The following is a 26319-nucleotide window of genomic DNA, read 5'->3' on the forward strand; positions in this document are numbered from 1 at the left end:
ACCTACCTGCCTAGCGCTTCCACGACGGCGCGCGTTTGTCGATAAACGCCTGCACACCTTCGAGCGCCGAGTCGTCCATCATGTTGCAGGCCATTGTCTGGCCGGCAAGCTGGTAAGCCGCCTCGATGCCCATTTCGAGCTGCCGATAGAACAAGCCCTTGCCGGCACTCACCGCTTCGACGGGTTTCGCGCAGATGCTGGCCGCCAGTTGCGCCAGCTCCGCGTCGAGCGCGTCGGCAGGGACCACGCGGTTCACGAGGCCTTGCCGCTTCGCTTCGGCGGCGTCGAGGAAGTCGCCGGTGAGCAGCATTTCAAGCGCCGCCTTACGCGACAGGTTGCGCGACAACGGCACCGAAGGCGTCGCGCAGAAGAGCCCGAGGTTCACGCCCGACACGGCGAAACGCGCGGAGTCCGCCGCGACCGCCAGATCGCACATCGCGACCAGTTGGCAGCCGGCCGCCGTCGCAATGCCCTGCACTCGCGCGATCACCGGTTGCGGCAGCCGCTGGATCGTCATCATCAGCTTCGTGCAGCGGGCGAACAACTGCTGGTAATAAGCCAGCGACGGCGCCGCGCGCATTTCCTTCAGATCGTGGCCCGCGCAGAACGCCCGCCCCGCGCCGGCAATCACGACCACGCGCGCCTGCGACCGCGCGATCTCGGTCAACGCGCTCTGCAGCGCGTCGAGCAGCGCTTCGGAGAGCGCGTTGAACGCGTCGGGCCGGTTCATCGTCAGCAGCACGACGCCCGGCACCCGATACGCATCGTGTTCGATCTCGATCAGTGAAGCGCTGCGCGCGTCGGCATTCATGGCTCGCTCCTGATGGTGTCGTGCAAATGCAGCCCGGGGTGCGGCAAACTCAGATGCCGGCCAGCGAGCGCACATGCGCGACTACGCTGCGCCCGAGCGCCGACAGGTTGTAGCCGCCCTCGAGACAACTGACGATCCGGCCGCGCGCATAGCGTTTCGCGATCTCGCCCATCTGGTCGGTGATCCATGCGTAGTCGTCTTCGACGAGGCCCATGTTGCCGAGGTCGTCTTCGCGATGCGCGTCGAAGCCGGCCGAAATGAACAGCATTTCCGGCTTGAATTCGTGCAGGCGCGGCAGCCACATCATGTCCACCGCCTCGCGCACCTCCATGCCTTTCGAGCGCGCCGGCATCGGCACGTTGCACATGTTGGGCGCCTGATGGTCCGCGCCGCTGAACGGATAGAACGGATGCTGGAAGATGCTGCACATCAGCACCCGCGAGTCGCCCGCGAAAGCCGCTTCGGTGCCGTTGCCGTGATGCACGTCGAAGTCGATGATCGCGACGCGCTGCAGCCCGTGTACGTCGAGCGCGTGACGTGCGGCAATCGCGACGTTGTTGAAGAAGCAGAAGCCCATCGCACGCGCCGGCTCCGCATGGTGGCCGGGCGGTCGCACGCTGCAGAACGCGTTGTCGAAGCGGCCTTCGATCACGGCGTCCGTGGCCGCCACCGCGGCGCCCGCCGCGCGCAACGCGGCTTGCAAGGAATGCGGATTCATCGACGTATCGGGGTCGATTTCAGCGATCCCTTCGACGGGCGATCGGCTGCGGACGTAGTCGATGTGCGCCTGGGTATGCACGCGCAGCAGCGCGGCATCGTCGGCGAGCGGCGGCGACTCGCGCTCGATCAGCGCGTCGATGCGGCTCGCGATCAGTTGATCTTCGATTGCCTGCAGGCGCGCGGGGCATTCGGGATGCCACTGCCCCATATCGTGCAGCATGCAGTCGGCGTGGGAATAGAAGCCTGTTGCCATGGTTTTCTTATGCGGCACGGCTTCTTCGAAGCGCGCGCAGCGTGTCTCCTTCCAGGGGCGCGCGCCCTCGGCGCGCCAACATTTATGAAGTTACCACACGACGCCGCCGTGGCGCGTCGAGCATGGTTTTGCAGAAGGCGTCGGGTATACTGCCCCATCCGTTTTTCGCTGTCTTTTTCCCTGTCTCCCACGCACCACGCTCCTCGCTCACTATGACCGTCAAGCTTGCTCTGTCCGCACGAAACCGGCTTCGCATCAGCACGCTGGCCGCCTCACTGTCCGTCGCATCGTGCATGTTCATGGCAACCAGTCCGGCGCTCGCGCAAAACATCGGCAAGAAGCCGCCGGTGCTGGTCGCGCAAAGCCAGCCGCAGCCGGCCGTGCCGCAAGGGCAAACGTTCGAGGAAGAAATCATCCCGCAGCGGTACGCGAACAATCCGAACGTGGACGCCTTCATCAACGACATGGTCGCGCGCTACGACTTCGACGAGTCCGCGTTGCATGCGCTGTTCTCCGGCGTCAGCTATTCGGCGACCGCGGTCAAGCTCGTGACGCCGTCGCCGTCGCCGACGGTGAAGAACTGGCGCGTGTATCAGTCGCGCTTTCTCGACCCGGTCCGCATCAATGCCGGCGTGCGCTTCTGGCGCGCGAACCAGGCCACGCTGCAACGCGCATACGAAGAGTTCGGCGTGCCGCCGGAAGTGATCGTCGGCATCATCGGCGTGGAAACGATTTACGGCCGTTACATGGGCAACTTCCGCGTGCTCGACGCGCTGACCACGCTGAGCTTCGACTACCCGAACACCGCCAATCGCGGCGATCGCCAGGCGACCTTCCGCAAGAATCTCGAAGACTATCTGGTGTGGACGCGCGACTCGCAGATCGATCCGACCACGGTACTCGGCTCCTATACCGGTGCGATCGGCATCCCGCAGTTCCTGCCGAGCAGCATCGTGCAATACGCAGTGAGCTACGACGGCAAAAAGGAGATCGACCTGCGCACGAGCGAGGCGGACGCGATCGGCAGTGTGGCCAACTACCTGCGCCAGAACGGCTGGGAAAGCGGCCGGCCGGTGGTGTGGCGGATCGGCTCGGATGCCGGCAGCCTGGGTGTCGCGCAAGCCGCCGCCGACGGCCAGCCGGAACCGCACTGGCCGCTCGAACAGCTGCTGCGCGCCGGACTGCTGCTGAACGAACCGGGCGTGGATGTCGCGGCGGAAGCCGGCACGCCGGTGACGGTGGTGGATTTGCCGTCGCCGGGACGCGGCACCGAGTTCAAGCTGGGATTGAAGAACTTCTACGTGCTGACCCGCTATAACCGCAGCTTCTTTTATGCGCTCGCGGTGTATCAGTTGGGCCAGCGGGTCAAAGCGCAGATGGAAGCAGGCGATGCGGCGAATGCCGTCGATAACGCGGCGCCGCCGAACGGGGCTTCGCAATGAGTTGCAGCGTGCGCTGAGTCTGCCTCATGCCTGAACGAAAAAAGCGCCGGTCTGTTCAGAGCTGGCGCTTTTTCTTTGGCCTTCTGTTGCCCAGCGCTGCGGCTCGGCACCCTTAGGCGTCAGGCGGGAAACACCCCGGTCGACAGATACCGGTCGCCGCGGTCGCAGACGATGAACACGATCGTCGCATTCTCGACCTGGCGCGCGACACGCAGCGCCACTTCACACGCGCCGCCCGACGAGATGCCGGCGAAGATGCCTTCGACCGATGCCATGCGGCGCGCCATGGCTTCGGCGGCGGCCTGGCTCACATTCTCGACGCGATCCACGCGGCTGCGGTCGAAAATTTTCGGCAGATACGCTTCCGGCCATTTGCGGATGCCCGGAATGCGCGACCCTTCCTCAGGTTGCGCGCCGATGATCTCAATCGCCTGATTCTGCGTTTTCAGATAGGTGGACACGCCCATGATCGTGCCGGTCGTCCCCATCGACGACACGAAGTGCGTGATGCGCCCTTCGGTGTCGCGCCAGATTTCCGGGCCCGTGCCTTCGAGGTGCGAAGCCGGATTGTCCGGATTCGCGAACTGATCGAGGATGATGCCCTTGCCCTCGCGCTGCATCTGTTCGGCCAGATCGCGGGCGTACTCCATGCCGCCGGTGACGGGCGTCAGAATGATCTGCGCGCCATACGCCGCCATGCTCTGACGGCGTTCCACCGACAGATCCTCCGGCATGATCAGCACCATCTTGTAGCCACGGATCGCAGCCGCCATTGCCAGCGCAATGCCGGTGTTGCCGCTGGTGGATTCGATCAGCGTGTCGCCCGGTTTGATGCGCCCGCGCGCTTCCGCTTTCTTGATCATCGACAAAGCCGGGCGATCCTTCACCGAGCCCGCGGGATTATTCCCTTCGAGCTTTGCAAGAATCACGTTGTTGCGGCTGCGGATCTCGTCGTCGGGGAGCCGGACGAGTTGCACGAGCGGCGTATTGCCGATCGTATCTTCAATCGTTTTGTAAGCCATATCGGTTCTGGTGCTGTCGATGCGCGGAGTCTGCAAGCTATCGATTCTAAACCACCGTGTGCGCGGCTGCCGTGCGGCCCTTCTGCCCGCATGGGTCCAGCGGGGCATCGGCGCTCGCGTTCGACGCCAGCCTGACGCGCAAACCGCGGTGTACGAGCACGGCATTCACCACGCAAAAAGCCCGCGGCCGAGAACCGCGGGAGCCAGTCATCTGCATGACAGCTGAAGGAGTGTTCTTGCCACTCCGACCATGAACGGGACGACGGTCGCGGACCGCGCGCGCGGTAGGGGGCCCCACGCGCCCGGCCCGCGTCGGGCTATTTCTTCACCGCCACTGTGGGATTGCTTTTGGACGCGTCGGCCGAAACGGCCGCGCCTTTGCCCGGTGTAGCCGCCGCAACCTGCGTGTTAGCAGCCGCGCCAGCCGGACCGACAGCGAGACCCTCCGCCTGCAGGCGCTCGACGGTATGCCCGCCCATGCCTTTGACGCGTTTGCCGAGATCGGCCGGGTCCTTGAACGGGCCATGCGCTGCACGCTCGTCGAGAATGGCTTTCGCTTTGGCCGCACCGATGCCCTTGATGCCGCGCAGCGCATCCTCGTTAGCCGTGTTGACGTCAACCGCCGCATACGCGTGGCCGAAAGCGGCGAGCATGGCCGCGGTAACCAGAGTTTTTCGAAACATATGGAATCTCCCTCGTACTACCGGTCGGCGACCATCACCGACCGGGAGATTCCAGTTTAAAGAGGGATCCGAATTAATTACACCTGGCCGAACAGCCAACGTACGTAGCGATCGACACCTTCCTGCACGCTCAGAAACGGCGCATCGTAGCCGGCCGCGCGCAGCTTCGACTGATCGGCTTGCGTGAAGCATTGGTATTTGCCGCGCAGCGCGTCGGGAAACGGAATGTATTCGATCAGCCCGCGCTGCACCTGATCCGCGAGCGACAGCGCCGGCTCGTGGTTCAGCGCGCGCAACGTGTTGACCACGGTGCTCGCGATGTCGTTGAACGGCTGCGCGCGGCCGCTCCCCAGATTGAAGATGCCCGACTTGTCCGGATTGTCGAAGAAGAACAGATTGACCTTCACCACGTCTTCGACGGACACGAAATCGCGCGTCTGCTCGCCGGCCGCGTAGCCGTTGTATTCGCCGAACAGCTTGACCTTGCTTTCAGCGCGAAACTGGTTGAAGTTGTGAAACGCAACCGACGCCATGCGCGCCTTGTGCGTTTCGCGCGGGCCGTACACGTTGAAGTAACGGAAGCCCGCAATCTGGCTCTTCGCGGTGGGCAGCACGCGCCGGATCACCTGATCGAACAGGAACTTCGAATAGCCGTACACGTTCAGCGGCTGCTCGACTTCGCGCTCTTCGACGAAACGGTTCGACCCGCCATAGGTGGCCGCCGACGACGCGTACAGGAACTGGATGTTCTGCGCGAGGCAGACATCGAGCACGTCGCGGCTGTAGCGGAAATTGTTGTCCATCATGTAGCGGCCGTCGGTCTCCATCGTGTCCGAGCAGGCGCCTTCGTGGAAAATCGCGCGCACCTTGCCGAAGTCGCCGCGCTTGAAGCGCTCGACGAATTCGGTCTTGTCGAGATAGTCGTCGATCTCGCAGTCGACCAGGTTCTTGAACTTGTCAGCACGCGTGAGATTGTCGACGGCGATGATGCGTTGTTCGCCGCGCTCGTTGAGCGCCTTCACGAGATTGCTGCCGATGAAACCGGCCGCGCCGGTGACGATGAGGGTCATGATGAGCCTGCGGTAATGAGCTTTGCATGGGACTGGAGTAAGCGCTCAAGCGCCAACTCCACTCGACAGCGTTGCATGGGTTCATGCTGATGCCCCGCGAATCCCTGGTTCAGGCAGCCCGAAGGCGCACATTCGGGGATTGCGCGGGCCGCATCAAAGAAAGAGTTCGTCGTAGTCGACGGTGGCGGTGCCGAGTTTGCCGACCACGATGCCGGCCGCGCGATTCGCGAGGCCGACCGCCTCGACCAGCGTGAGACCCGCGCCCAGCATGGCTGCGAGCGTGGCGATCACGGTGTCGCCCGCACCTGAGACATCATACACTTCGCGTGCGACGGCCGAAGCGTGCAGGACGCCGTCGTCGGAGAAGAGCGTCATGCCCTCTTCCGAGCGCGTCAGCAGGAGCGCCTTGAACGCCAGCTCGGCGCGCAGTTTCGTCACGCGCGCGAGCAGATCGTCTTCGGATTTCCATTGACCGACCACCTCGCGCAACTCGGCGCGATTTGGCGTGATCAGCGTCGCGCCGCGATAGCGCTCCCAGTCGTCGCCCTTCGGATCGACCAGCACCGGCTTGCCGGCCGCGCGTGCTTTCGCGATCATCTGCGTGACGTGGGTCAGGCCGCCCTTCGCGTAGTCGGACATCAGGATCACGTCGTGCAACGGCAGCAATTCGTCGAAGCGCGCGAGACCCGCGAGCAGCACTTCGTGCGCCGGCGAGTTTTCGAAGTCGACCCGCAGCAACTGCTGCTGACGCGACAGCACGCGCAGCTTGATCGTGGTGAGCAGCGCCGGATCGCGTTCGAGATGCGGCGTCACGCCGCTTTCGCTCAGCAACTGGACGAGGCGCTCGCCGGGTTCGTCATGGCCGACCACGCATAACAGGCCGGCCTGCGCGCCGAGCGCGACCGCGTTGCGCGCGACGTTGGCCGCGCCGCCGAGGCGGTCTTCCTGACGCTGCACATGCACCACCGGGACCGGCGCTTCCGGCGAGATGCGGTTGACGTCGCCGAACCAGTAGCGGTCGAGCATCACGTCGCCGACCACCAGCACACGCGCCGCGCCGAGCTGGGCGCGCGGCACGACCGTGAGCCTCGGCGCCGGTGTCGCCGCGGGTGCGCCCGGCATGGCCTCAGGCATTGGCCGGAAGTTCAGAGGGTTGGGCATAGGGGCGTCCAATCGAGTGATAGTCGATGCCGAGTTCGGTCATCGCGTCCGGTTCGTACAGATTCCGGCCATCGAAAATCAGCGGCGACTTCAGCACCGATTTCAGATGCACGAAATCCGGACTCTTGAATTCTTTCCATTCGGTCACGATCACGAGCGCATCGGCGCCGGTGAGCGTTTCATCCTGCGTGCCGGTGAAGGTCAAACGCGCGAGTTGCTCGGGCGCCGCGTGCAGATCCATCGCGAACACACGGTGCGCTTCCGCTACCGCGACCGGATCGTACGCGCGCACCTGGGCGCCACGCGCCAGCAGTTCGGCAATCACGCGACGGCTCGGCGCCTCGCGCATATCGTCGGTATTCGGCTTGAACGCGAGGCCCCATACCGCGAACGTGCGGCCGCTCAGATCGTCGCCGAGCGTGGCCGTGATCTTGTTCACCAGCACGTCCTTCTGCTTGTGGTTCACTTCCTCGACCGCTTCGAGAATGCGCAGATTGTGGCCGCTCTCGCTTGCGGTGCGGATCAGCGCCTGGACGTCCTTCGGGAAGCACGAGCCGCCGTAGCCGCAACCGGCATACAGGAAGTGATAGCCGATCCGCGGGTCCGAGCCGATGCCGCGACGCACCGCTTCGATATCCGCGCCGACCCGGTCCGCCAGATTCGACATCTCGTTCATGAACGAGATGCGCGTGGCGAGCATCGCATTGGCGGCGTATTTGGTGAACTCGGCCGAGCGCACGTCCATGTACAGCGTGCGTTCGTGATTGCGGTTGAACGGCGCGTACAGACGCTTCATCAGTTCGCGCGCGCGCTGGCCGGCTTCGTCCTCGTCGACGCCGAGCACGATGCGGTCGGGCCGCATGAAGTCGTCGACAGCCGCGCCTTCCTTCAGAAACTCGGGGTTGGAAACCACCGAAAAGCGGTGCTGCGCGCTATTCGCGAGCCCGCGTTTAGCCAGCTCTTCTTCGATCACCGCGCGCACCCGCTGCGCGGTGCCGACCGGCACGGTCGATTTATCGACGATCACCTTGAAGCCGTTCATCGTGCGGCCGATGTTGCGGGCCGCCTCCAGCACGTATTGAAGATCGGCCGAGCCGTCTTCGTCGGGCGGCGTGCCGACCGCGATGAACTGCACGTCGCCGTGGGCGACGCTCGCTTCGACATCGGTTGAAAACGTGATGCGCCCGGCCGCGCGCGTGCGGGCGATCATCTCCTGCAAGCCCGGCTCGTGAATCGGGACGCCGCCGTTGTTGAGGATCTCGATCTTGCGGGGATCGACGTCGAGGCAGAAAACGTCATTGCCGATCTCAGCGAGACACGCGCCAGTGACGAGGCCGACATAGCCAGTGCCGATAATGGTGATTTTCATACGTTTTCCGGTAGAGGGTTCCGGTGATGATTGCCGGTCATGAGGCCGGCGACGAACTCGCGGCGAAATCCGCCCGCGCAAGCACTAGCGCCGCATGTGCGGCGCCGTAGCCAACGACCGAAGCGGCGGTCAACGCAGCGTCAGGTCGGCGCCGCAATCGGTTCGACGCGACGCGGCGCATAGGTTTCCCAACCGCTGCAGCCCGGGCACTGCCAATAGAACAGCCGGGCCCTGAAACCGCAATTCTGGCACGTATAGCGCGGCAGATTTTTGGTGCGCTGACGGATCAGCGTGCGCATCAGTTCGAGTTCGCTGCGCCGCGGCTCTTCCGCGACGGCTTGCTGCGCCTCGAGCAGGCGCGTCATACCCGCCAGATTCGGCGACTTCTGCATCTGTGCGCGCGCCAGCGCGTGCGCCGCATCGGTTCCGCGCAGCGACGCGACGTGCTGATAAGCGACGTCCAGCAGATCGTTGCTCGGATGACGATCGACCCACACGGTGAGCAGGTCGGCGCCGTCCTGCGGACGGCCAAGCGCCTCGTAAGCCTTCATCACCTTCTCCGCCACCAGCGGCAGATAGGCCGGGTTCTGTTCCTCGACGCGCCGCCACTGCGCGATGGCCGCTTCCTGCGCGCCGCCGGCCGCGTCGACGTCGCCGAACAGGATCGTCGCGCGCACGTTGGTCGGGTTCGCCTTCAGCGCGAAGCTGAGCTGCCGGCGCGCCTCGTCCGGATTGTTCTGCTGCAGCGCTTCCTGCGCGAGTTCGCAATGGAACTGCGCGATTTCCCTGTCGAGCGATTCGGCGCCCATCGTTTCCAGATGGCGCGCGATATCGATCGACTTGACCCAGTCCTTCTCGATTTCGTAGATGGTGAGCAGCGCCCGTTGCGCGCCCAACGCGTAGTCGCCCGTTTCGAGCGAACGGAAAGTTTCCTCGGCGCGATCGAGCAGGCCCGCTTTCAGGAAGTCCTGACCCAGCTCGTAGAGCGCGTGATCGCGTTCGCTGACCGGCAGATCGGCGCGGCTCAACAGGTTCTGATGCACGCGAATCGCGCGGTCCGTTTCGCCGCGGCGGCGGAACAGATTGCCCAGTGCGAAATGCAGTTCGACCGTTTCAGGGTCGAGCTTGACCACTTCGATGAACGCGTCGATCGCCTTGTCCGGCTGCTCGTTGAGCAGGAAGTTCAGGCCGCGAAAATACGAGCGCGGCAGGTTGGCGCTTTCGGACAGCAGCGTCTTGAGGTCGTAGCGCGCAGCCATCCAGCCGAACGCGAAAGCGACGGGGATGACAAGCAGCCACCAGAAGTCTAGATCCATGCGATTAATGCAAATGTGCGGGAAAGCGGGAACGGAACGCCGCGCCTGAGCCGCGCGGCGGAAGAAAACTCAGATCAGCGGCGGCATGGGCGGCTGTTCGACCACCACCGGCGTTTCGCGTGCGACGCGCAACTCGCGCTTGAGCCGGCCATTTTCCATGCGCAAGCGCACCATGGCGGGCATCGACGACACCAGGCCAGCCAGCAGCCCCACTACGAAGAACGCGAGGCCGATCAGGATCAAAGGCGCCGACCACGCATAGCCGGCGAGGAAATTCAGCGTAGCAGGTTGTGTGTTGGAGAGCGCGAGCACCAGCAGCAGCACGAACACCAGCACACGGATCAGCCAGACGATAAATTTCATAGAGGTCTCTTGACGGCAGTTGCGGGGTGACGCCGGCTTGATGACGCGTCGCGCCACGGTGTTGCCCGCGCCGAAGTGACCCGTATTGTAATTGAAGCCCTCGCGGCTGGGCAGGAACTGGCGGATTGCGGACTTACACGAGTTTTAGCGCGCTGCAAAGGGCTGCACGGACAGATGTCCCATGCCGGAAAGGGCGACTTGCGGCACGTTGGGCACCTCTGCGCAAATCGGCACGGCAACTCAGCACGTCAAATCAGCAACGAGCACGCAGCGCAAAAAGCACGGACGAAAAAAAAGCGCCCGAAGGCGCTTTTTCTGGTCTTTTGCCGACTGGCTTTGGCCGCTGACGCTACCAATGCCACGCTGCAAAACGCACAGCGGGGCATTTACAGATCGTCATCCGGCTCTTCAGCCTTCAACGGCTCGCCCGCGCGGCGATCCACCCGCTCACGCAATTCCTTGCCTGGCTTGAAGTGCGGTACGTACTTCTCAGGTACCAACACCTTCTCGCCCGACTTCGGATTGCGTCCGACGCGGGAAGGACGGCGGTTGAGGCCGAAGCTGCCGAAGCCACGAATTTCGATGCGATGACCGTTGGCAAGCGCCTCCGACATCGCATCAAGCATCGTCTTCACCGCGAAATCCGCATCTTTGAGTACAAGCTGCGGAAACCGCGTAGCCAGCTGGGCGACCAATTCCGATTTGGTCATTCTGCAGCAGACCTCTCAGGCTTACTGGTTCTGGCCGTCGAGCTTGGCCTTCAACAGCGCGCCGAGGTTCGTCGTGCCGGTTGCAGCCGAGCTGGAATCCGACGAAGCCAGACCACGGATGGCTTCCTGTTGCTCAGCCGAATCCTTGGCCTTGATCGACAGGTTGATGCCACGCGACTTGCGATCGATGTTGATGATCATCGCGTTGACCTTGTCGCCTTCCTTCAGCACGTTGCGAGCATCTTCCACGCGGTCTTGTGCGATTTCCGAAGCGCGCAGGTAGCCTTCGACTTCAGCCGACAGCTGAACCACTGCACCCTTCGCGTCCACCGTCTTGACCACGCCGTCGACGATCGAACCCTTGTCGTTCATTGCAACGAAGTTGCTGAACGGGTCGCCTTCGAGCTGCTTGATACCCAGCGAAATGCGTTCCTTCTCGACGTCGATGCCGAGAACGATCGCTTCCACTTCGTCGCCCTTCTTGTACTTGCGAACTGCTTCTTCGCCCGTTTCGCTCCACGACAGGTCCGACAGGTGAACCAGACCGTCGATGCCGCCCGGCAGACCGATGAAGACGCCGAAGTCGGTGATCGACTTGATTGCGCCTTGCAGCTTGTCGCCCTTCTTGAAGTTGCGGCTGAAGTCGTCCCAAGGGTTCGGCTTGCATTGCTTCATGCCGAGGCTGATACGGCGGCGGTCTTCGTCGATTTCGAGAACCATGACTTCGACTTCGTCGCCTAGTTGCACAACCTTCGACGGTGCAACGTTCTTGTTCGTCCAGTCCATTTCCGACACGTGGACGAGGCCTTCGATGCCCGATTCCACTTCGACGAATGCGCCGTAGTCGGTGATGTTGGTGACCTTACCGAACAGGCGCGTGCCCGACGGGTAACGGCGCGAGATGCCTTCCCACGGATCGTCGCCCAGTTGCTTGATGCCCAGCGAAACGCGGTTCTTCTCTTGGTCGAACTTGAGGATCTTCGCGGTGACTTCCTGGCCGACCGACAGCACTTCGCTCGGGTGACGCACACGACGCCATGCGATGTCGGTGATGTGCAGCAGGCCGTCGATACCGCCGAGGTCCACGAACGCGCCGTAGTCGGTGATGTTCTTGACCACGCCTTCGACGATCGCGCCTTCCTTCAGCGTTTCGAGCAGCTTTGCGCGCTCTTCGCCCTGGGTCGCTTCGATCACGGCACGGCGCGACAGCACGACATTGTTACGCTTGCGGTCGAGCTTGATGACGCGGAATTCCAGCGTCTTTCCTTCGTACGGGGTCGTGTCCTTGACCGGACGCGTGTCGACCAGCGAACCCGGCAGGAACGCGCGGATACCGTTGACCATCACGGTCATGCCGCCCTTGACCTTGCCCGTGATCGTGCCGGTCACGAGTTCGTTGTTGTCGAGAGCCTTTTCCAGCGACAGCCACGAAGCCAGACGCTTCGCCTTGTCGCGCGACAGGATCGTGTCGCCATAGCCGTTTTCCAGCGCGTCGATCGCGACGGAAACGAAGTCGCCCGCCTGCACTTCTACCTCGCCCGCGTCGTTCAGGAACTCTTCGAGCGGGATGTAGGCTTCGGACTTGAGACCAGCGTTGACGACCACGAAGTTGTGGTCAACACGCACGACTTCGGCGGAGATCACTTCGCCAGCGCGCATGTCTTGCTTGGTCAGCGACTCTTCGAACAGAGCCGCAAAAGATTCGGTATTCGGGGTAGAGGTTTGCAGGTCGGACATAAAAATCAAAATTTGCATGGTTCTCGCGGTGCCCGGCTGGCCGGACGGTCAGCAACAACGGCCAAGAATGCGAATGCCACGCGGGGTTAAAGGGTTTAAACAACGCTCCACGACCATCGTGAAGCACCTACCGACAACGAGATTTCTACTGCTCCCGGCGCTGATGCACAACTCGTAGTTCCATCAGGATTGCGGGACTAAAGCTTCATACCATTGCACCACTTGCTCGACCGCCTGGTCGACCGACAATGCGGAGGTATCAAGCAGCTTTGCATCCGCTGCAGGCTTGAGTGGCGCGGCTGTGCGCTGACTGTCACGCTCGTCGCGCTCACGCAAATCCCGGAGCAAGTCATCTATATTAGCAGAAAATCCTTTTTGGATCAATTGCTTATACCGGCGCGCCGCGCGAGCCTCGACGCTGGCGGTCATGAACACCTTCAGCACGGCGTCCTGGAAGATCACAGTGCCCATGTCGCGACCGTCGGCGACCAGCCCCGGCTCCTTGCGGAAAGCCCGCTGACGCGCCACCAGCGCGGCTCGCACGGGTGCGTGCACGGCGATCGCCGAGGCCCGGCTGCCGACTTCCTCGGCGCGAATCTCGGCCGACACGTCGACGCCGTCGAGTTGCGCCAGCCCCTCACGAAACGTGATATGCAGGTCGTCGATCAGTTTGACAAGGGCGTCGCCGTCATCCGCCGCGACGCCGTAACGCAGGCTGGCTAGCGCGGCCAGCCGGTACAGCGCGCCGCTATCCAGCAGGTGAAAGCCGAGGCTCGCGGCAACCAGCGCGGCCACGGTGCCCTTGCCGGAGGCACTCGGGCCGTCGATCGTAATGACGGGCGTCTGGTGAAAGGGACGGGTCGGTTTCATCGAAAAAGTCGCACGTCAGTCGATTCGGGGTCGAATCAGGGTTGAGCAAGCGCGGTGAAGCGCTCGAAATAATCGGGAAATGTCTTGCCGACGCACTTCGGGTCGTTGATCCGGATCGGCACGCCGCCGAGACTGACCAGCGAGAAGCACATCGCCATGCGGTGGTCGTCGTAGGTGTCGATCGCGGCGTTCGGAATCAGCTTTTCAGGCGGCGTGACGACGAGGAAGTCCTCGCCCTCCTGCACCTTCGCGCCGACCTTGCGCAGCTCGGTCGCCATCGCGGCGATCCGGTCGGTTTCCTTCACGCGCCAGCTGGCGATGTTGCGCAGCGTACTGGTGCCGTCCGCGAACAGCGCGGCGACGGCAATCGTCATCGCGGCATCGGGGATCAGGTTGAAGTCCATGTCGATGGGTTCGAGCTTGCCGCTGTCGTGACCGACGCCGCGCACTTCGATCCAGTCGTCGCCCATCTGCAGGTTCGCGCCCATCTTAATCAGCGCATCGGCGAAGCCGACGTCGCCCTGGATGCTCCCGCGGCCCACGCCTTCCACTCTCAGCGGCCCGCCGCCAAGCGCGCCGGCCGCAAGGAAATACGACGCGGACGACGCATCGCCCTCCACCATGATCGTGCCCGGCGACTGGTAGCGCTGGCCCGCCGGCACAACGAACTGGTGCCAGCCGTGGCGCTCGACCTCGATGCCGAAGCGCGCCATCAGTTTGATCGTGATCTCGATGTACGGTTTCGAGATCAGTTCGCCGTCCACCTGCACGGTGCTCACGCCGCTTTCGGTGCGCACGAGTGGCAGCGTCATCAGCAGCGAAGTCAGAAACTGGCTCGACACGTCGCCGCGCACGCGGATGGGCGCGTCGGCGGCAATCTGCGCCGGGCGGATCCGCAGCGGCGGATAGCCTTCATTTTCTTCGTAGTCGATCTTCGCGCCGATCTGGCGCAAGCCGTCGACCAGATCGCCGATCGGCCGCTCGTGCATGCGCGGCACGCCGTGGATCCGATAGTCGCCGCCGTTCACGGCCAGCGCCGCGGTCAGCGGACGCACCGCCGTGCCCGCATTGCCGAGGAACAGGTCGGCCTGGCGCGCGGTGAACGCGCCACGCGTGCCCGTCACGACACAGGTGTCGCCGTCGCGCTTCAGACGCACGCCGAGCTTTTCGAGCGCGTCGAGCATCACGCGGGTGTCGTCGGAGTCGAGCAGGTTCGTGATCGTCGTTTCGCCTTCGGCGAGGGCCGCGAGCAGCAACACCCGGTTCGAAATGCTCTTCGAGCCAGGCAGACGAACCGTGCCGGACGCACGGGAATACGGTCCGAGATCGAGGAATTCCATGATTGAGTCCAGTTTCCGGTTATTTCGGCGCGTCGCTCTGGGCAAGCCCGGCCGCGCGCTGTTCCTGCCATTCGGTGCGCGCGAGCCGCGAGCGTGCGAAGACGGCTTCGAGCGCGGCGCCGTCGGCGGCTTCGATCGCGGCGCGCAGGCGCGCAAGCACGTCCGTGTACGCGTCGAGTTCGTCAAGCAGGGCGGCGCGGTTGGCCACGCACACGTCGCGCCACATTTCCGGGCTCGACGCGGCAATGCGTGTGAAGTCGCGAAAGCCCCCCGCCGCAAACGAGAACTTCAACGCGGCGTCGGGTGAATTGAGAATCTGCTCGACCAGCGCGAACGACAGCACGTGCGGCAGATGGCTGACCGACGCGAACACGCGGTCATGCTGCTCGGGCGTCATCTCGCGCACGAGCGCGCCGGTGGCCCGCCACATCGCCGCGACCCGCTCGACCGCCTCCGGCGCATTCTCCGGCAGCGGGCACAGCACGACGTTGCGGCTCACGTACAGGTCGGGCAACGCGGCATCCACACCGCTCGACTCGCGGCCGGCAATCGGATGCCCAGGCACGAACTGGCCGATGCGTGCCCCGAGCGCCGCACGAGCCGCGCCGACCACGTCCGACTTGGTGCTGCCGGCATCGGTGACGACGGTGGTAGTGTCGAGGTACGGCGCGATGCGCTCCAGGAGCGGCTGCGTCTGCGCGACGGGCGCCGCCAGCAGCACGAAGTCCGCGCCGCGCAGCGCTTCACGCAGCGCGGCGTCGTCGTTCAACGAGGCGGCGCCGTCGATCACGCCCAAGGCCCGTGCCCGCTCGGTCGACGCGGGCGAACGTCCGACGCCGATCACCGTGCGCGCGCCCTCGGCCTCGCCCCGCTCGCGCAACGCGCGCGCGAGCGATCCGCCGATCAGGCCGACACCGAAAATCACCAGCTTGTTAAAAGAAAACGCGGCCACGTCGGTCACAGAAAAAGCGCGCCAGTCATGCCGATGGAGTTAGCCGATCAGGCGCGCGGGTCAAGGATCACCGCTTACGCGGTAGCGAGCGTTTTTTCGAGCGCCGCGAGGAAAGCTTCGTTTTCTTCCGGCAGGCCGATCGTGATGCGCAGCCATTGCGGCAAACCGTAGTTGCCGACCCGGCGCACGATCACGCCCTGCTTCAGCAATTCGAGATTCACGCGATTGCCCGCGGCAGCATCGTCGCCGACGCGCACCAGCACGAAGTTGCCGTCCGACGGCACATACTCCAGGCCGAGCTTGTCGAACGCCTCGGTCAAGCGGCGGTAGCCTTGCGCGTTCAACGCCGCGCTCTTGTCGAGAAACGCCTGGTCGTTCAGCGCGGCGATCGCCGCGGCTTGCGCCAGCGTGTTCACGTTGAAGGGCTGCCGCAGACGGTTCAGCAGGTCGGTCAATTCGGGCTGCGCAATCGCGAAGCCGACGCGCAGGCCGGCGAGGCCGAACGCCTTCGAGAACGTGCGCGATACGAGCAGATTCGGGTAACGGCGCACCCATGCGATCGAGTCGTAGCGCTTTTGCGCCGGCAGATATTCGGTGTACGCCTCATCGAGCACGACGGCCACGTGGCGCGGCACCTTGTCGAGAAACGCCTCGAGCTTCGGACCTTCGATGAACGTGCCGGTCGGATTGTTCGGGTTGGCGACGAACACGAGGCGCGTGTCGTCGGTGATCGCGGCTAGCATCGCGTCGAGGTCGTGACCATATTTGACGGCCGGCACGACGATCGCGCGGGCGCCCACGCCTTGCGTGGCCAGCGCGTACACCGCGAACGAATACTGTGCGAAGACGATCGACTGGCCTTTCTCGACGAACGCGTGCGCGGCGATTTCGAGAATGTCGTTGCTGCCGTTGCCGAGCGTGACCCAGTCCGCCGGCACGCCATAGCGCTCGCTCAAAGCGGCCTTCAGCTCGAAGCCGTTCGCATCCGGATAACGGCCGAGTTCGCTGACGGCCTGCGCCATCGCGCGCTGTGCCGACTCCGGCATGCCGAGCGGATTTTCATTCGATGCCAGCTTCACGATGGTCGCCTCGTCCAGACCGAACTCGCGGGCCACTTCCGAAATCGGCTTGCCGGCGATGTAAGGCGCAATTGCGCGCACGTAGGAAGGACCAAAAGACGCTGTCATGAATATCTCCGAACGACTATGAATGTGGAATATGCGGGTGGGCGGCCCGGTGCCGCCCGAATCCCCTTGCCTGCGTGCCGTTAGCGGGCGCGCGGGTACGAACCGAGTATCTTCAGGAACGCGGCCTTCTCGCCGAGTTCGGTCAACGCGGCAGCAACCGCCGGATCGTCGCGATGGCCCTCAACGTCGATGTAGAAGTAGTACTCCCACGTGCCGACGCGCGCCGGACGCGATTCGAAACGGGTCATCGACACACTATGGCGCGCGAGCGGCTCCAGCAACTTGACCATCGCGCCCGGCTCGTTCACGACCGACACGATCAGCGAAGTCTGGTCGTAGCCGCTCTGGCCGGCCGGCTGCTTGCCGATCATCACGAAACGCGTGCGATTGTGCGGGTCGTCCTGAATCAGCGCGTTCACCACCTGCAAACCGTAATGGGTCGCGGCGCGATCGCCGGCGATCGCCGCGACCGTCGGATCGTCCGCGGCCATCCGCGCGGCTTCCGCATTGCTCGACACCGCCTGACGCTCCAGATGCGGCGCGTTCGTCGACAACCAGCGCTGGCATTGGGCGAGCGCCTGCGCATGCGCGCACACGCGCTTCACGCCTGTGAGGCCGCCATTCAGCGTCAACAGATTGTGGTGAATCGGCAAAGCCAGTTCGCCGCCGATCGTCAACTGCGTTTGCAGCAGCAGGTCGAGCGTGCGCGACACTGCGCCTTCGGTCGAATTCTCGACCGGCACGACGCCGAATTCGGCGGCGCCCGCCTCGACCGAGCGGAACACCTCGTCGATCGACGGGCACGGCAGACCTTCGATCGACTGACCGAAGTACTCGTGCATCGCCTGTTCGCTATAGGTGCCGACCGGCCCGAGGTAGGCGGCCTTGATGGTTTTTTCGAGTGCACGGCTCGCGGCCATGATCTCGCGCCAGATCGCGCTGATGTGCTCGCTCGCGAGCGGCCCTTCGCTCATGTCCTGCAAACGCGCGATCACCTGCTGTTCGCGCTCCGGCCTGAACACCGGCGCGTTGAAATGCTTCTTGACCTCGCCCACTTCGAGCGCCACCGCGGCGCGCTGGTTCAGAAGTGCGATCAACTGCGCGTCGAGCGCGTCGATGCGTTCGCGAAGGGGTTTGAGTCGGGTATTGAGTTCGTCGTCCATGCGTGAAAACGGCCCTGCCGGGTAACTGCTGGAAAGGATGCGCGCGCCTGCTGGTCAGCGTGACTCAGGCGCTGCGCTGCTCGAATTCCTTCATGTATTCGACAAGCGCTTTGACGCCTTCGAGCGGGACGGCGTTATAAATCGACGCCCGCATGCCGCCGACGGACTTGTGGCCCTTTAGCTGCACCATTCCCCGCGCTTTCGCGCCGGCCAGGAAATCCTCGTTGCGCGACTCGTCGGCGAGGAAGAACGGTACGTTCATCCGCGAGCGCGAGCCCCGCTCGACCTTGTTCAGATAGAAGCTGCTCGAGTCGATCGCGTCGTACAGCAGCTTCGACTTTTCGAGGTTGCGCGCTTCGATCGCGGCAAGGCCGCCCTGCTTCTTCAACCACTTGAACACCAGCCCGGCGATGTAGATCGCGTAGGTGGGCGGCGTGTTGTACATCGAATTGTTCTCGGCGACGGTCTTCCATTCGAACGCCGACGGGCAGATCGGCTGCGAGCGACCCAGCATGTCCTCGCGCACGATCACCACCGTCACGCCGGCCATGCCGATGTTCTTCTGCGCGCCGCCGAACAGCACGCCGTATTTGGCGATGTCCATCGGGCGCGACAGAATGTGCGACGACGCGTCCGCCACCAGCGGAATATCACCGAGGTCGGGAATCTCGAAGGTCTCAACGCCGTGAATGGTCTCGTTCGTGCACAGATGCACATAAGCCGGATCGTCCGACAACTGCCATTCCGAGCGCGCCGGCGCACGCGTGAAACCGTCGGCCGTCTGGCCGCTGGCGGCCAGATGCGCGCTGCCGTATTTCTGCGCTTCCTTGAACGACTTCTGCGACCACGAACCGGTGATGACGAAATCCGCGCGCGGTTTCGCGCCGAGCAGGTTCATCGGCACAATCGCGTTTTCGCCCAGCCCGCCGCCCTGCAGGAACAGGATGCGATGGCTAGCCGGCACCGCGAGCAACTCGCGCAGATCGGTAAGCGCTTCCTCGTGGATCGACATGAACTCTTTGCCGCGATGGCTCATTTCCATCACGCTCATGCCACTGCCTTGCCAATTGAGCATCTCGTCGGCTGCCTGGCGTAGCACTTCTTCGGGCATGGCCGCCGGGCCGGCTGAGAAATTAAAGACGCGCATCGTGAAGTCCTGGAAGCGGGCGCGAAAAACGATAGATCGCGCAAAAAACGGCGAAGGTGGCCGCCGGCAAGGCGACCACGATGAAACGGGCCACGCGGATTCGACGGCGCGGATCCGTTAGCGCGGACCGGAGGAAGCTAATCACCGGAACGATTCCGCCGAAAATCCGCGCCGAAAAGAAAATGGCCGTCTGCGCGTGTGCGCAAACGGCCATTATCGCATTGTCACCGCCAACGCGCCAAACCCGGCACGCGCTACGGCGTGCCCGGCGAGCCTGCCAGGCGGCGGCTCATGCGATGTCAGCGCAGTCTTTCGACCCTGGAATTACTTGGCCGCCGACTTGACCGAAGCGACTTCCTTGTCGGCCTGATCACGCGTTGCCTTGATCGATTGCGGCATGTACTTCTGCATCAGGCCGTTCACGACGTCGCGGCCAACCTGGTCTTGCACCTGGATGAACTTGCGGCCGGTCGGGCTCTTGTAGAACGCCGTCAGATCCTTGATTTCCGACGTGCTGTAGTACTTCGCGTACGCGTCGTACTGAGCTTGCATTGCGTCCTGACGGAAGTTGTCCGTTGCGAACACCTGGCCTGCGCCGTCAACCAGCTTCGGCACTGCGTTCTTTTGCAGCGTCGGGACGGCAGCCTGCTTCTGCTTGTCCGACATCGTCTTGTTTTCGCTCAGCGCGTCCGACAGGATGGCCGGAACCAGTTGCTTCGCTTGCATTTGCGCGCTGTTGCCGATTGCGCCGACGAGCTTCTGCGCGTCGATTGCGTCCAGCAGGTCCTTGATCGCAGCCTGCTTGGCCGGGTCAACCGGTGCTGCGGCAGCCGCCGGAGCCTGAGCCGCCGGCGGCTGGCTTTGCAGCGCTTGAGCCATGGCGAAGGTCGGCACGAGAGCGGCCAGCAACATCAGTTGTTTGAATCGTTTTTGCATCATTACTCCCTAAGAGAAATTAACTTGACTGCGCGCTGTGCGGGATGCGTGTCGGCCCGACACGCCATTGTTCCCTGCGCAGCATTCAACCTGTTACCGAGACCGGAAGCCGCGGATCAGGCTGCACCGTTGTCTTCACCGCCGTTGTTGCCTTCGGCAGGACCTTCGGCGTCGCCTTCCACATCGCCTTCCGCTTCCGCCTCGGCCACTTGTTGCAGACCGGAAAGCTTGGTCCCTTCGTCAAGGCTGATGAGTGTAACACCTTGGGTTGCACGTCCCATTTCGCGAATTTCCGACACGCGCGTGCGAATCAGCACACCCGTGTTCGTGATCAGCATGATCTGCGCTTCCGAGTCCACCAGCGTCGCGGCGACGACCTTGCCGTTTCGCTCCGAGGTCTGGATTGCGATCATGCCTTTCGTGCCGCGCCCGTGACGGGTGTATTCGATGATCGGCGTGCGTTTGCCAAAGCCGTTTTCCGTTGCGGTGAGCACCGATTGCTGCTCGTCGCCGGCGACCAGCAACGCGATCACGTTCTGTCCGTCTTCGAGCTGCATGCCGCGCACGCCGCGCGCTTCACGGCCCATGGGGCGCACGTCGTTCTCGTCGAAACGAACCGCCTTGCCCGAATCCGAGAACAGCATGACGTCGTGCTGGCCGTCCGTGATCGCGGCGCCGATCAGGTAGTCGCCGTCATCCAGACCGACCGCAATAATACCCTTGCGCAACACGCGGCCAAAGGCTTCCAACGGCGTCTTCTTTACGGTTCCTAACGCGGTGCCCATAAAGACGAATTTGTCGGCCGAAAATTCCTTGACCGGCAAGACAACCGTAATCTTTTCGCCTTCCTGAAGCGGGAAGATATTGATGATCGGGCGGCCGCGCGAATTCCGCGAACCTTGCGGGACTTCATAGACCTTCACGCTGTAGACGCGACCGCGATTCGAGAAGCACAGAATGTGATCGTGCGTGTTCGCGATGAACAGCGTGTCGATCCAGTCGTCTTCCTTCATCGCCGTGGCCTGCTTGCCGCGACCGCCGCGCTTCTGCGCGCTGTACTCGGACAGCGGCTGCGATTTCACGTAGCCGGCATGCGACATCGTGACGACCATCTCTTGCGGCGTGATCAGATCTTCGGTGTTCAGCTCGGTGGCGTTCAGCTCGATCTTCGAGCGGCGCGCGTCGCCGAATTCGGCCTTGATCGACGTGAGTTCGTCGACGATGATCGCCGTAATGCGCTCCGGGCGAGCCAGAATGTCCAGCAGGTCGGCAATCTGCGCCATCACTTCGCGATACTCGCCGATGATCTTGTCCTGCTCCAGACCGGTCAGGCGCTGCAGACGCATCTGCAGAATTTCCTGAGCCTGGGTGTCGGACAGACGGTAGAGGCCGTCGGACTGCATACCGAACGACGGATTCAATCCGTCGGGACGATAGGCTTCGCGGCCACCCGCCGACGCGTTTTCCGTCTCGGCGCGCGACAACATTTCGCGCACCAGCGACGAATCCCACGGACGCGCCATCAATTCCTGCTTGGCGATCGGCGGTGTCGGCGCGGCTTTGATGATCGCGATGAACTCGTCGATGTTGGCGAGCGCAACCGCGAGGCCCTCGAGCACGTGCCCGCGTTCGCGCGCCTTGCGCAGTTCGTATACAGTGCGCCGCGTTAGCACTTCCCGGCGATGCGACAGGAAGCACGACAGCATTTCCTTCAGGTTCAGCAGCTTCGGCTGGCCGTCGACCAGCGCGACCATGTTCATGCCGAAGGTGTCCTGAAGCTGGGTCGCCTTGTACAGATTGTTGAGAACGACTTCCGGCACTTCGCCGCGCTTCAACTCGATCACGACGCGCATGCCGCTCTTGTCGGATTCGTCGCGGATGTCGGAAATGCCTTCGAGCTTCTTCTCGTTGACCAGCTCCGCGATGCGCTCCAGCAGCGAGCGCTTGTTCACCTGATACGGCAGTTCGTCGACGATGATCGCCATGCGCTGGCCGCGGTCGATTTCCTCGAAGTGCGTGAGCGCGCGCATCACTACGCGGCCGCGGCCCGTGCGATAGCCGTCGCGCACGCCGGCCACGCCGTAGATGATGCCGGCGGTCGGGAAGTCGGGAGCCGGAATGATCTCGATCAGTTCCTCGATCGTGGCTTGCGGGTTTTTAAGCAGGTGCTGGCAAGCGTCGACAACCTCGTTGAGATTGTGCGGCGGAATGTTGGTCGCCATGCCGACCGCGATGCCGGACGAGCCATTGATCAGCAGATTGGGAATGCGTGCGGGCAGGATGGCCGGCTCGTTTTCACTGCCGTCGTAGTTCGGCGTGAAGTCGACCGTTTCCTTGTCGATGTCGGCCAGCAGTTCGTGGCCGATCTTCGCCATGCGGATTTCGGTGTAGCGCATCGCCGCGGCGTTGTCGCCGTCGACCGAACCGAAGTTACCCTGACCGTCCACCAGCATGTAGCGCAGCGAGAAATCCTGCGCCATCCGGACGATGGTGTCGTAAACAGCTGTGTCGCCGTGCGGGTGATATTTACCGATCACGTCGCCGACAATACGCGCCGACTTCTTGTACGCGCGGTTCCAGTCGTTGTTCAGCTCGTGCATCGCGTACAGCACGCGCCGGTGCACCGGCTTCAGGCCATCGCGAACGTCGGGAAGCGCACGCCCTACGATCACGCTCATCGCGTAATCGAGATACGAACGGCGCATTTCCTCCTCTAGGGAGATTGGCAGAGTCTCTTTGGCGAATTGATCCATTATCCGTATCTTTTACGTGCCAAGGCGCCGGGTACCGCGCGCCTTCGCGTAAGCATTGCAGGCGCAATGCATCACACGATTCTAACATGCCGTGAATCCGCGCCCGGCGAGGGTACGTATACCTATTAGCAGGACCTTGGGAACGCGGCCGCCGAGGCCCTGCTTTCGCGCCGTCCAGGCGCGATTCGTGCGTGGGGCAATCCGCCGCTCAGCCAAGACTGGCGGTGCGTTCCGGCGATTACTTCTGTTGCGCATGCACCACAATTGAGGGGCGATTTGATCGGGGGCGGATTTTTTTATCGTCGGAAGGGAACGATATGGCAAAATGCCAACGCACAAAGAGTTAGACACTGCTCGAAGTCTACACACCGAGTTTTTTGTTCCGCACCAATGTTATACTTCGAGCAATGTATGACTTGTCTTCGTCAACAGGCTCGCAGTAAACCTGCGGTAATCTCAATTTCGAGAGGAGAAATATGAATAAACTTTCAAAGCTCGCGTTCATTGCAGCTACCGCGGTTATGGCTGCATCCGCCATGGCACAGTCGGTGCCGGCGTCGCGACAAGCTACGAACGACAACTGGGTGAATGGTACTGGCGAATACGTGTGGATGAACGGCACGAACGAGCTTTGCTGGCGCGATGCATTCTGGACGCCCGCAACGGCCAACGCAAAGTGCGATGGTGCCCTGGTTGCTCAAGCTCCGACGCCGCCGGCCCCGGTCGCACCTGCACCGGCCATCTCTAGCGAAAAGATTACGTATCAAGCTGACGCGTTGTTCGACTTCGACAAGGCAATCCTGAAGCCGGCAGGCAAGGACAAGCTGAGCGAACTGGCATCGAAGATTCAAGGCATCAACCTGGAAGTCGTCGTCGCAACGGGTCACACGGACCGCATCGGTACGGACAAGTACAACGACCGTCTGTCGCTGCGCCGTGCACAAGCTGTGAAGGCATTCCTGGTCAGCAAGGGCGTCGAAGCCAACCGTATCTATACGGAAGGCAAGGGCCGTCGCAACCCGGTCACGACCGGCTGCAACCAGAAGAACCGCAAGCAACTCATCGCCTGCCTCGCACCGGATCGTCGCGTGGAAGTCGAAGTTGTGGGTACGCCGAAGCAGTAAGCTTCAGATTACCGCAGTATCAAAGCCCCGCTTCGGCGGGGCTTTTTTTATGCGCAGTTCGCACGGTGCGATCTCGGGCGCGCCTCCCGTCAGTGAGTGGTGAACGCACGCGCCCCGCGTTCGGGCGACGAGCCACGAAGCGAAGCCGCCCCACAGCCGCGCTTTTGCCGCCCTGTCCCTCGACCTATATACTCAGGGTTTATCCTCGAGCGCCCGCTCAACGCTCTCATCGAGGCAGCTTCCGCCATGACCAACGCCGATCCCCACGAACTACAGAAATTCAGCGACCTCGCGCATCGGTGGTGGGACCCGAACGCCGAATTCAAACCGCTGCACGAACTCAACCCCATTCGTCTGAGCTGGATCGACGCCCACGCGCATCTGGCAGGCAAGAAGGTGCTAGACATCGGCTGCGGCGGCGGCATTCTCTCCGAGTCGATGGCCGGCCTCGGCGCGGATGTGAAGGGCATCGACCTGTCGACCCAGGCGCTCGGCGTCGCCGATCTTCACAGTCTTGAAAGTGGTGTAACCGTCGATTACGAAGAGATCGCCGCCGAGGCACTCGCCGCCCGCGAGCCGGGCACGTTCGACGTGGTCACCTGCATGGAAATGCTGGAGCACGTGCCTCAGCCCGGCGCGATCGTCGAGGCCTGCAAGACGCTCGTCAAGCCTGGCGGCTGGGTGTTCTTTTCCACGCTGAACCGCAACGTGAAGTCGTACCTGTTTGCGGTGATCGGTGCCGAATACATCGCGCGGATGCTTCCCAAGGGCACGCACGACTACGCGCGCTTCATCCGTCCGTCGGAACTGGCGGGCTTCGTGCGCGCCGCCAGCTTGCGCACAGCCGACATCAAAGGCATCGTCTACAACCCACTCAGCAAGCATTTCACACTGTCCGCCGACACGAGCGTGAACTACATGCTCGCCTGCCGGCGTGACGCCTGAGCCGCCCCGACCCGCCACACTGAATTCAACAATGAGCGATCCCACCCCTCTGCCCCAACGCGAAGACAACGACGACGCGCTCGGCCTTTGCCACGCTGTGCTGTTCGATCTCGACGGCACGCTGGCCGACACGGCGCCCGATCTCGCGGCCGCCGTCAACAAGATGCGCCACGACCGCGGACTCCACATGGTGCCGCTCGAAGACCTGCGTCCGCTCGCGTCAGCGGGCGCGCGCGGGCTGCTCGGCGGGGCGTTCGGCATCGGGCCAGACGATCACGAATTCGCGTCGATGCGCGAGGAGTTTCTCGCCAACTACGAAGCGGATTTGTGCATCGAGACCACGCTGTTTCCCGGCATCCCCGAATTGCTCGACGAGCTCGACGCGCGCGGCGTGCGCTGGGGCATCGTCACGAACAAAGTCGCGAGGCTCACCGAACCGCTGATCGCGCAACTGGGCCTTGAAGAGCGCGCGGGCTGTGTCGTAAGCGGCGACACGACCGCGCATTCGAAGCCGCACCCGGCGCCCTTGCTGCACGCCGCGCGCGAGCTGGACGTGGTGCCGGAGCGTGTCGTCTACGTCGGCGACGATCTGCGCGACGTGCAGGCGGGCTTCGCGGCCGGCATGAAGACCGTGGCGGCTGCATACGGCTACTGCGGCAACGACATTCCGCCGACGCAATGGCACGCACAGCATGTCGTGCAATCACCGGTCGAATTGCAGAAGCTGTTGCGCGATATCGGCTGAAGTGCCGCGGCGGCGGCCCGCACCAATGAGTCAGGACGCGGCCGTCAATCTACTGTAAAATCTACGTTGGCTCAGAGAACTTGAGCAACGAACCGCGGGGGCGACCTGGTTTCGACAGGGGTTGCAAAGCGGCTAGGGCATGTCGAGGACCCGTCACCTCGTTAATCAATGGGAAAAACGTAACTGCAAACGACGATACGTTCGCACTGGCAGCCTAAGGGCCGCCGTCCTCTGCCTAGTTCACTGACGGGCTAGTGTCGCAAGACCGGTAGCAATACCGACAGAGGTCATATACGTCAGTTAAGCCTTGGTGGCGTCACGACATCCGGGTCGAAAATTTAGTGAATCGCCTTAGTGCAGCGTGTTCGTCCGCGTCACTGGGGTTAAATCAAATGACAGAACTAAACATGTAGAACTGGTCGTAGAGTGCTTCTGGACGCGGGTTCGATTCCCGCCGCCTCCACCAAACATCCTGCAAGCAACGCTGCTTTGTAAGAAAC

Annotated in this window: 23 protein-coding genes and 1 other RNA gene; 5 read left to right on the forward strand and 19 right to left on the reverse strand. The window is 63.1% G+C overall.

Annotated features, from left to right (window positions below):
• Positions 1-10: 10 nt before the first annotated feature.
• A complete protein-coding gene (locus FVF58_RS31155) occupies positions 11-811 on the reverse strand; it encodes an enoyl-CoA hydratase (RefSeq protein WP_149673616.1) in 801 nt (266 codons plus the stop codon).
• Positions 812-860: 49 nt separating this feature from the next.
• Complete coding sequence (locus FVF58_RS31160; protein WP_149673617.1) at positions 861-1784, reverse strand: histone deacetylase family protein; 924 nt, start codon at positions 1782-1784, stop codon at positions 861-863.
• A gap of 212 nt (positions 1785-1996) precedes the next feature.
• Here FVF58_RS31160 and mltB point away from each other — a divergent pair, with 212 nt between their 5' ends.
• Positions 1997-3226 carry a lytic murein transglycosylase B gene (mltB, locus tag FVF58_RS31165; protein WP_149673618.1) on the forward strand — a complete coding sequence of 410 codons (1230 nt, stop codon included), beginning with the start codon at positions 1997-1999 and terminating at the stop codon, positions 3224-3226.
• Positions 3227-3345: 119 nt separating this feature from the next.
• On the opposite strand, the gene cysM is transcribed toward mltB, so the two are convergent.
• The 17 genes from cysM to gyrA all read right to left on the reverse strand — a co-directional run bounded on the left by cysM (position 3346) and on the right by gyrA (position 23005).
• Positions 3346-4248, reverse strand: a complete 903-nt coding sequence (gene cysM / locus FVF58_RS31170) for a cysteine synthase CysM (protein WP_149673619.1) — start codon at positions 4246-4248, stop codon at positions 3346-3348.
• A 317-nt stretch (positions 4249-4565) separates the two neighbouring features.
• Entirely contained in the window at positions 4566-4931 is a 366-nt protein-coding gene (locus tag FVF58_RS31175) for a ComEA family DNA-binding protein (RefSeq protein ID WP_149673620.1), read from the reverse strand.
• A gap of 77 nt (positions 4932-5008) precedes the next feature.
• Positions 5009-6001 (reverse strand): ADP-glyceromanno-heptose 6-epimerase, encoded by a 993-nt coding sequence (gene rfaD / locus FVF58_RS31180; protein WP_149673621.1) that lies wholly within the window; start codon positions 5999-6001, stop codon positions 5009-5011.
• A 153-nt stretch (positions 6002-6154) separates the two neighbouring features.
• Positions 6155-7162, reverse strand: a complete 1008-nt coding sequence (gene rfaE1, locus FVF58_RS31185; protein ID WP_149673622.1) for a D-glycero-beta-D-manno-heptose-7-phosphate kinase — start codon at positions 7160-7162, stop codon at positions 6155-6157.
• Entirely contained in the window at positions 7128-8531 is a 1404-nt protein-coding gene (locus FVF58_RS31190) for a UDP-glucose dehydrogenase family protein (RefSeq protein ID WP_149673623.1), read from the reverse strand. The genes rfaE1 and FVF58_RS31190 overlap by 35 nt, the downstream gene beginning before the upstream one ends.
• A 140-nt stretch (positions 8532-8671) precedes the next feature.
• Positions 8672-9847, reverse strand: a complete 1176-nt coding sequence (gene lapB / locus FVF58_RS31195) for a lipopolysaccharide assembly protein LapB (protein WP_149673624.1) — start codon at positions 9845-9847, stop codon at positions 8672-8674.
• A 69-nt stretch (positions 9848-9916) separates the two neighbouring features.
• Positions 9917-10210, reverse strand: a complete 294-nt coding sequence (locus tag FVF58_RS31200) for a LapA family protein (RefSeq protein WP_091800094.1) — start codon at positions 10208-10210, stop codon at positions 9917-9919.
• A gap of 386 nt (positions 10211-10596) precedes the next feature.
• Positions 10597-10920 (reverse strand): integration host factor subunit beta, encoded by a 324-nt coding sequence (locus FVF58_RS31205; RefSeq protein WP_007180889.1) that lies wholly within the window; start codon positions 10918-10920, stop codon positions 10597-10599.
• Positions 10921-10941: 21 nt separating this feature from the next.
• Positions 10942-12675 carry a 30S ribosomal protein S1 gene (rpsA, locus tag FVF58_RS31210; protein WP_042321879.1) on the reverse strand — a complete coding sequence of 578 codons (1734 nt, stop codon included), beginning with the start codon at positions 12673-12675 and terminating at the stop codon, positions 10942-10944.
• 165 nt (positions 12676-12840) lie between these two features.
• Positions 12841-13527: a (d)CMP kinase gene (cmk, locus tag FVF58_RS31215; protein ID WP_149673625.1), complete on the reverse strand. Its 687-nt coding sequence runs from the start codon at positions 13525-13527 to the stop codon at positions 12841-12843.
• 35 nt (positions 13528-13562) lie between these two features.
• On the reverse strand, positions 13563-14867 hold the full coding sequence (aroA, locus tag FVF58_RS31220; protein ID WP_149673626.1) for a 3-phosphoshikimate 1-carboxyvinyltransferase: 1305 nt from the start codon (positions 14865-14867) through the stop codon (positions 13563-13565).
• Positions 14868-14886: 19 nt separating this feature from the next.
• Positions 14887-15828 carry a prephenate dehydrogenase gene (locus tag FVF58_RS31225; RefSeq protein WP_149673627.1) on the reverse strand — a complete coding sequence of 314 codons (942 nt, stop codon included), beginning with the start codon at positions 15826-15828 and terminating at the stop codon, positions 14887-14889.
• A 65-nt stretch (positions 15829-15893) separates the two neighbouring features.
• The gene (gene hisC, locus FVF58_RS31230; protein ID WP_149673628.1) at positions 15894-17006 is read right to left on the reverse strand and encodes a histidinol-phosphate transaminase; all 1113 of its coding nucleotides are present in this window, start codon (positions 17004-17006) and stop codon (positions 15894-15896) included.
• Positions 17007-17086: 80 nt separating this feature from the next.
• Complete coding sequence (gene pheA, locus FVF58_RS31235; RefSeq protein WP_149673629.1) at positions 17087-18169, reverse strand: prephenate dehydratase; 1083 nt, start codon at positions 18167-18169, stop codon at positions 17087-17089.
• Positions 18170-18233: 64 nt separating this feature from the next.
• Positions 18234-19316: a 3-phosphoserine/phosphohydroxythreonine transaminase gene (serC, locus tag FVF58_RS31240; RefSeq protein WP_149673630.1), complete on the reverse strand. Its 1083-nt coding sequence runs from the start codon at positions 19314-19316 to the stop codon at positions 18234-18236.
• A gap of 324 nt (positions 19317-19640) precedes the next feature.
• The gene (locus FVF58_RS31245) at positions 19641-20252 is read right to left on the reverse strand and encodes a DUF2059 domain-containing protein (protein ID WP_149673631.1); all 612 of its coding nucleotides are present in this window, start codon (positions 20250-20252) and stop codon (positions 19641-19643) included.
• 116 nt (positions 20253-20368) lie between these two features.
• The gene (gene gyrA / locus FVF58_RS31250) at positions 20369-23005 is read right to left on the reverse strand and encodes a DNA gyrase subunit A (protein ID WP_149673632.1); all 2637 of its coding nucleotides are present in this window, start codon (positions 23003-23005) and stop codon (positions 20369-20371) included.
• A 476-nt stretch (positions 23006-23481) separates the two neighbouring features.
• Between gyrA and ompA the strand changes: the two genes are divergently transcribed.
• The 4 genes from ompA (at position 23482) to ssrA (ending at position 26285) form a co-directional block, all read left to right on the forward strand.
• Positions 23482-24129 (forward strand): outer membrane protein OmpA, encoded by a 648-nt coding sequence (ompA, locus tag FVF58_RS31255; RefSeq protein WP_149673633.1) that lies wholly within the window; start codon positions 23482-23484, stop codon positions 24127-24129.
• A gap of 246 nt (positions 24130-24375) precedes the next feature.
• Positions 24376-25074, forward strand: coding sequence for a bifunctional 2-polyprenyl-6-hydroxyphenol methylase/3-demethylubiquinol 3-O-methyltransferase UbiG (ubiG, locus tag FVF58_RS31260; RefSeq protein ID WP_149673634.1), 699 nt, complete (start codon positions 24376-24378; stop codon positions 25072-25074).
• 31 nt (positions 25075-25105) lie between these two features.
• Complete coding sequence (gph, locus tag FVF58_RS31265) at positions 25106-25819, forward strand: phosphoglycolate phosphatase (protein ID WP_149673635.1); 714 nt, start codon at positions 25106-25108, stop codon at positions 25817-25819.
• A gap of 96 nt (positions 25820-25915) precedes the next feature.
• Positions 25916-26285: a transfer-messenger RNA gene (gene ssrA, locus FVF58_RS31270) on the forward strand.
• The last annotated feature ends 34 nt before the right edge of the window (positions 26286-26319 follow it).

Source organism: Paraburkholderia panacisoli (assembly GCF_008369935.1).
Classification (GTDB): domain Bacteria; phylum Pseudomonadota; class Gammaproteobacteria; order Burkholderiales; family Burkholderiaceae; genus Paraburkholderia; species Paraburkholderia panacisoli.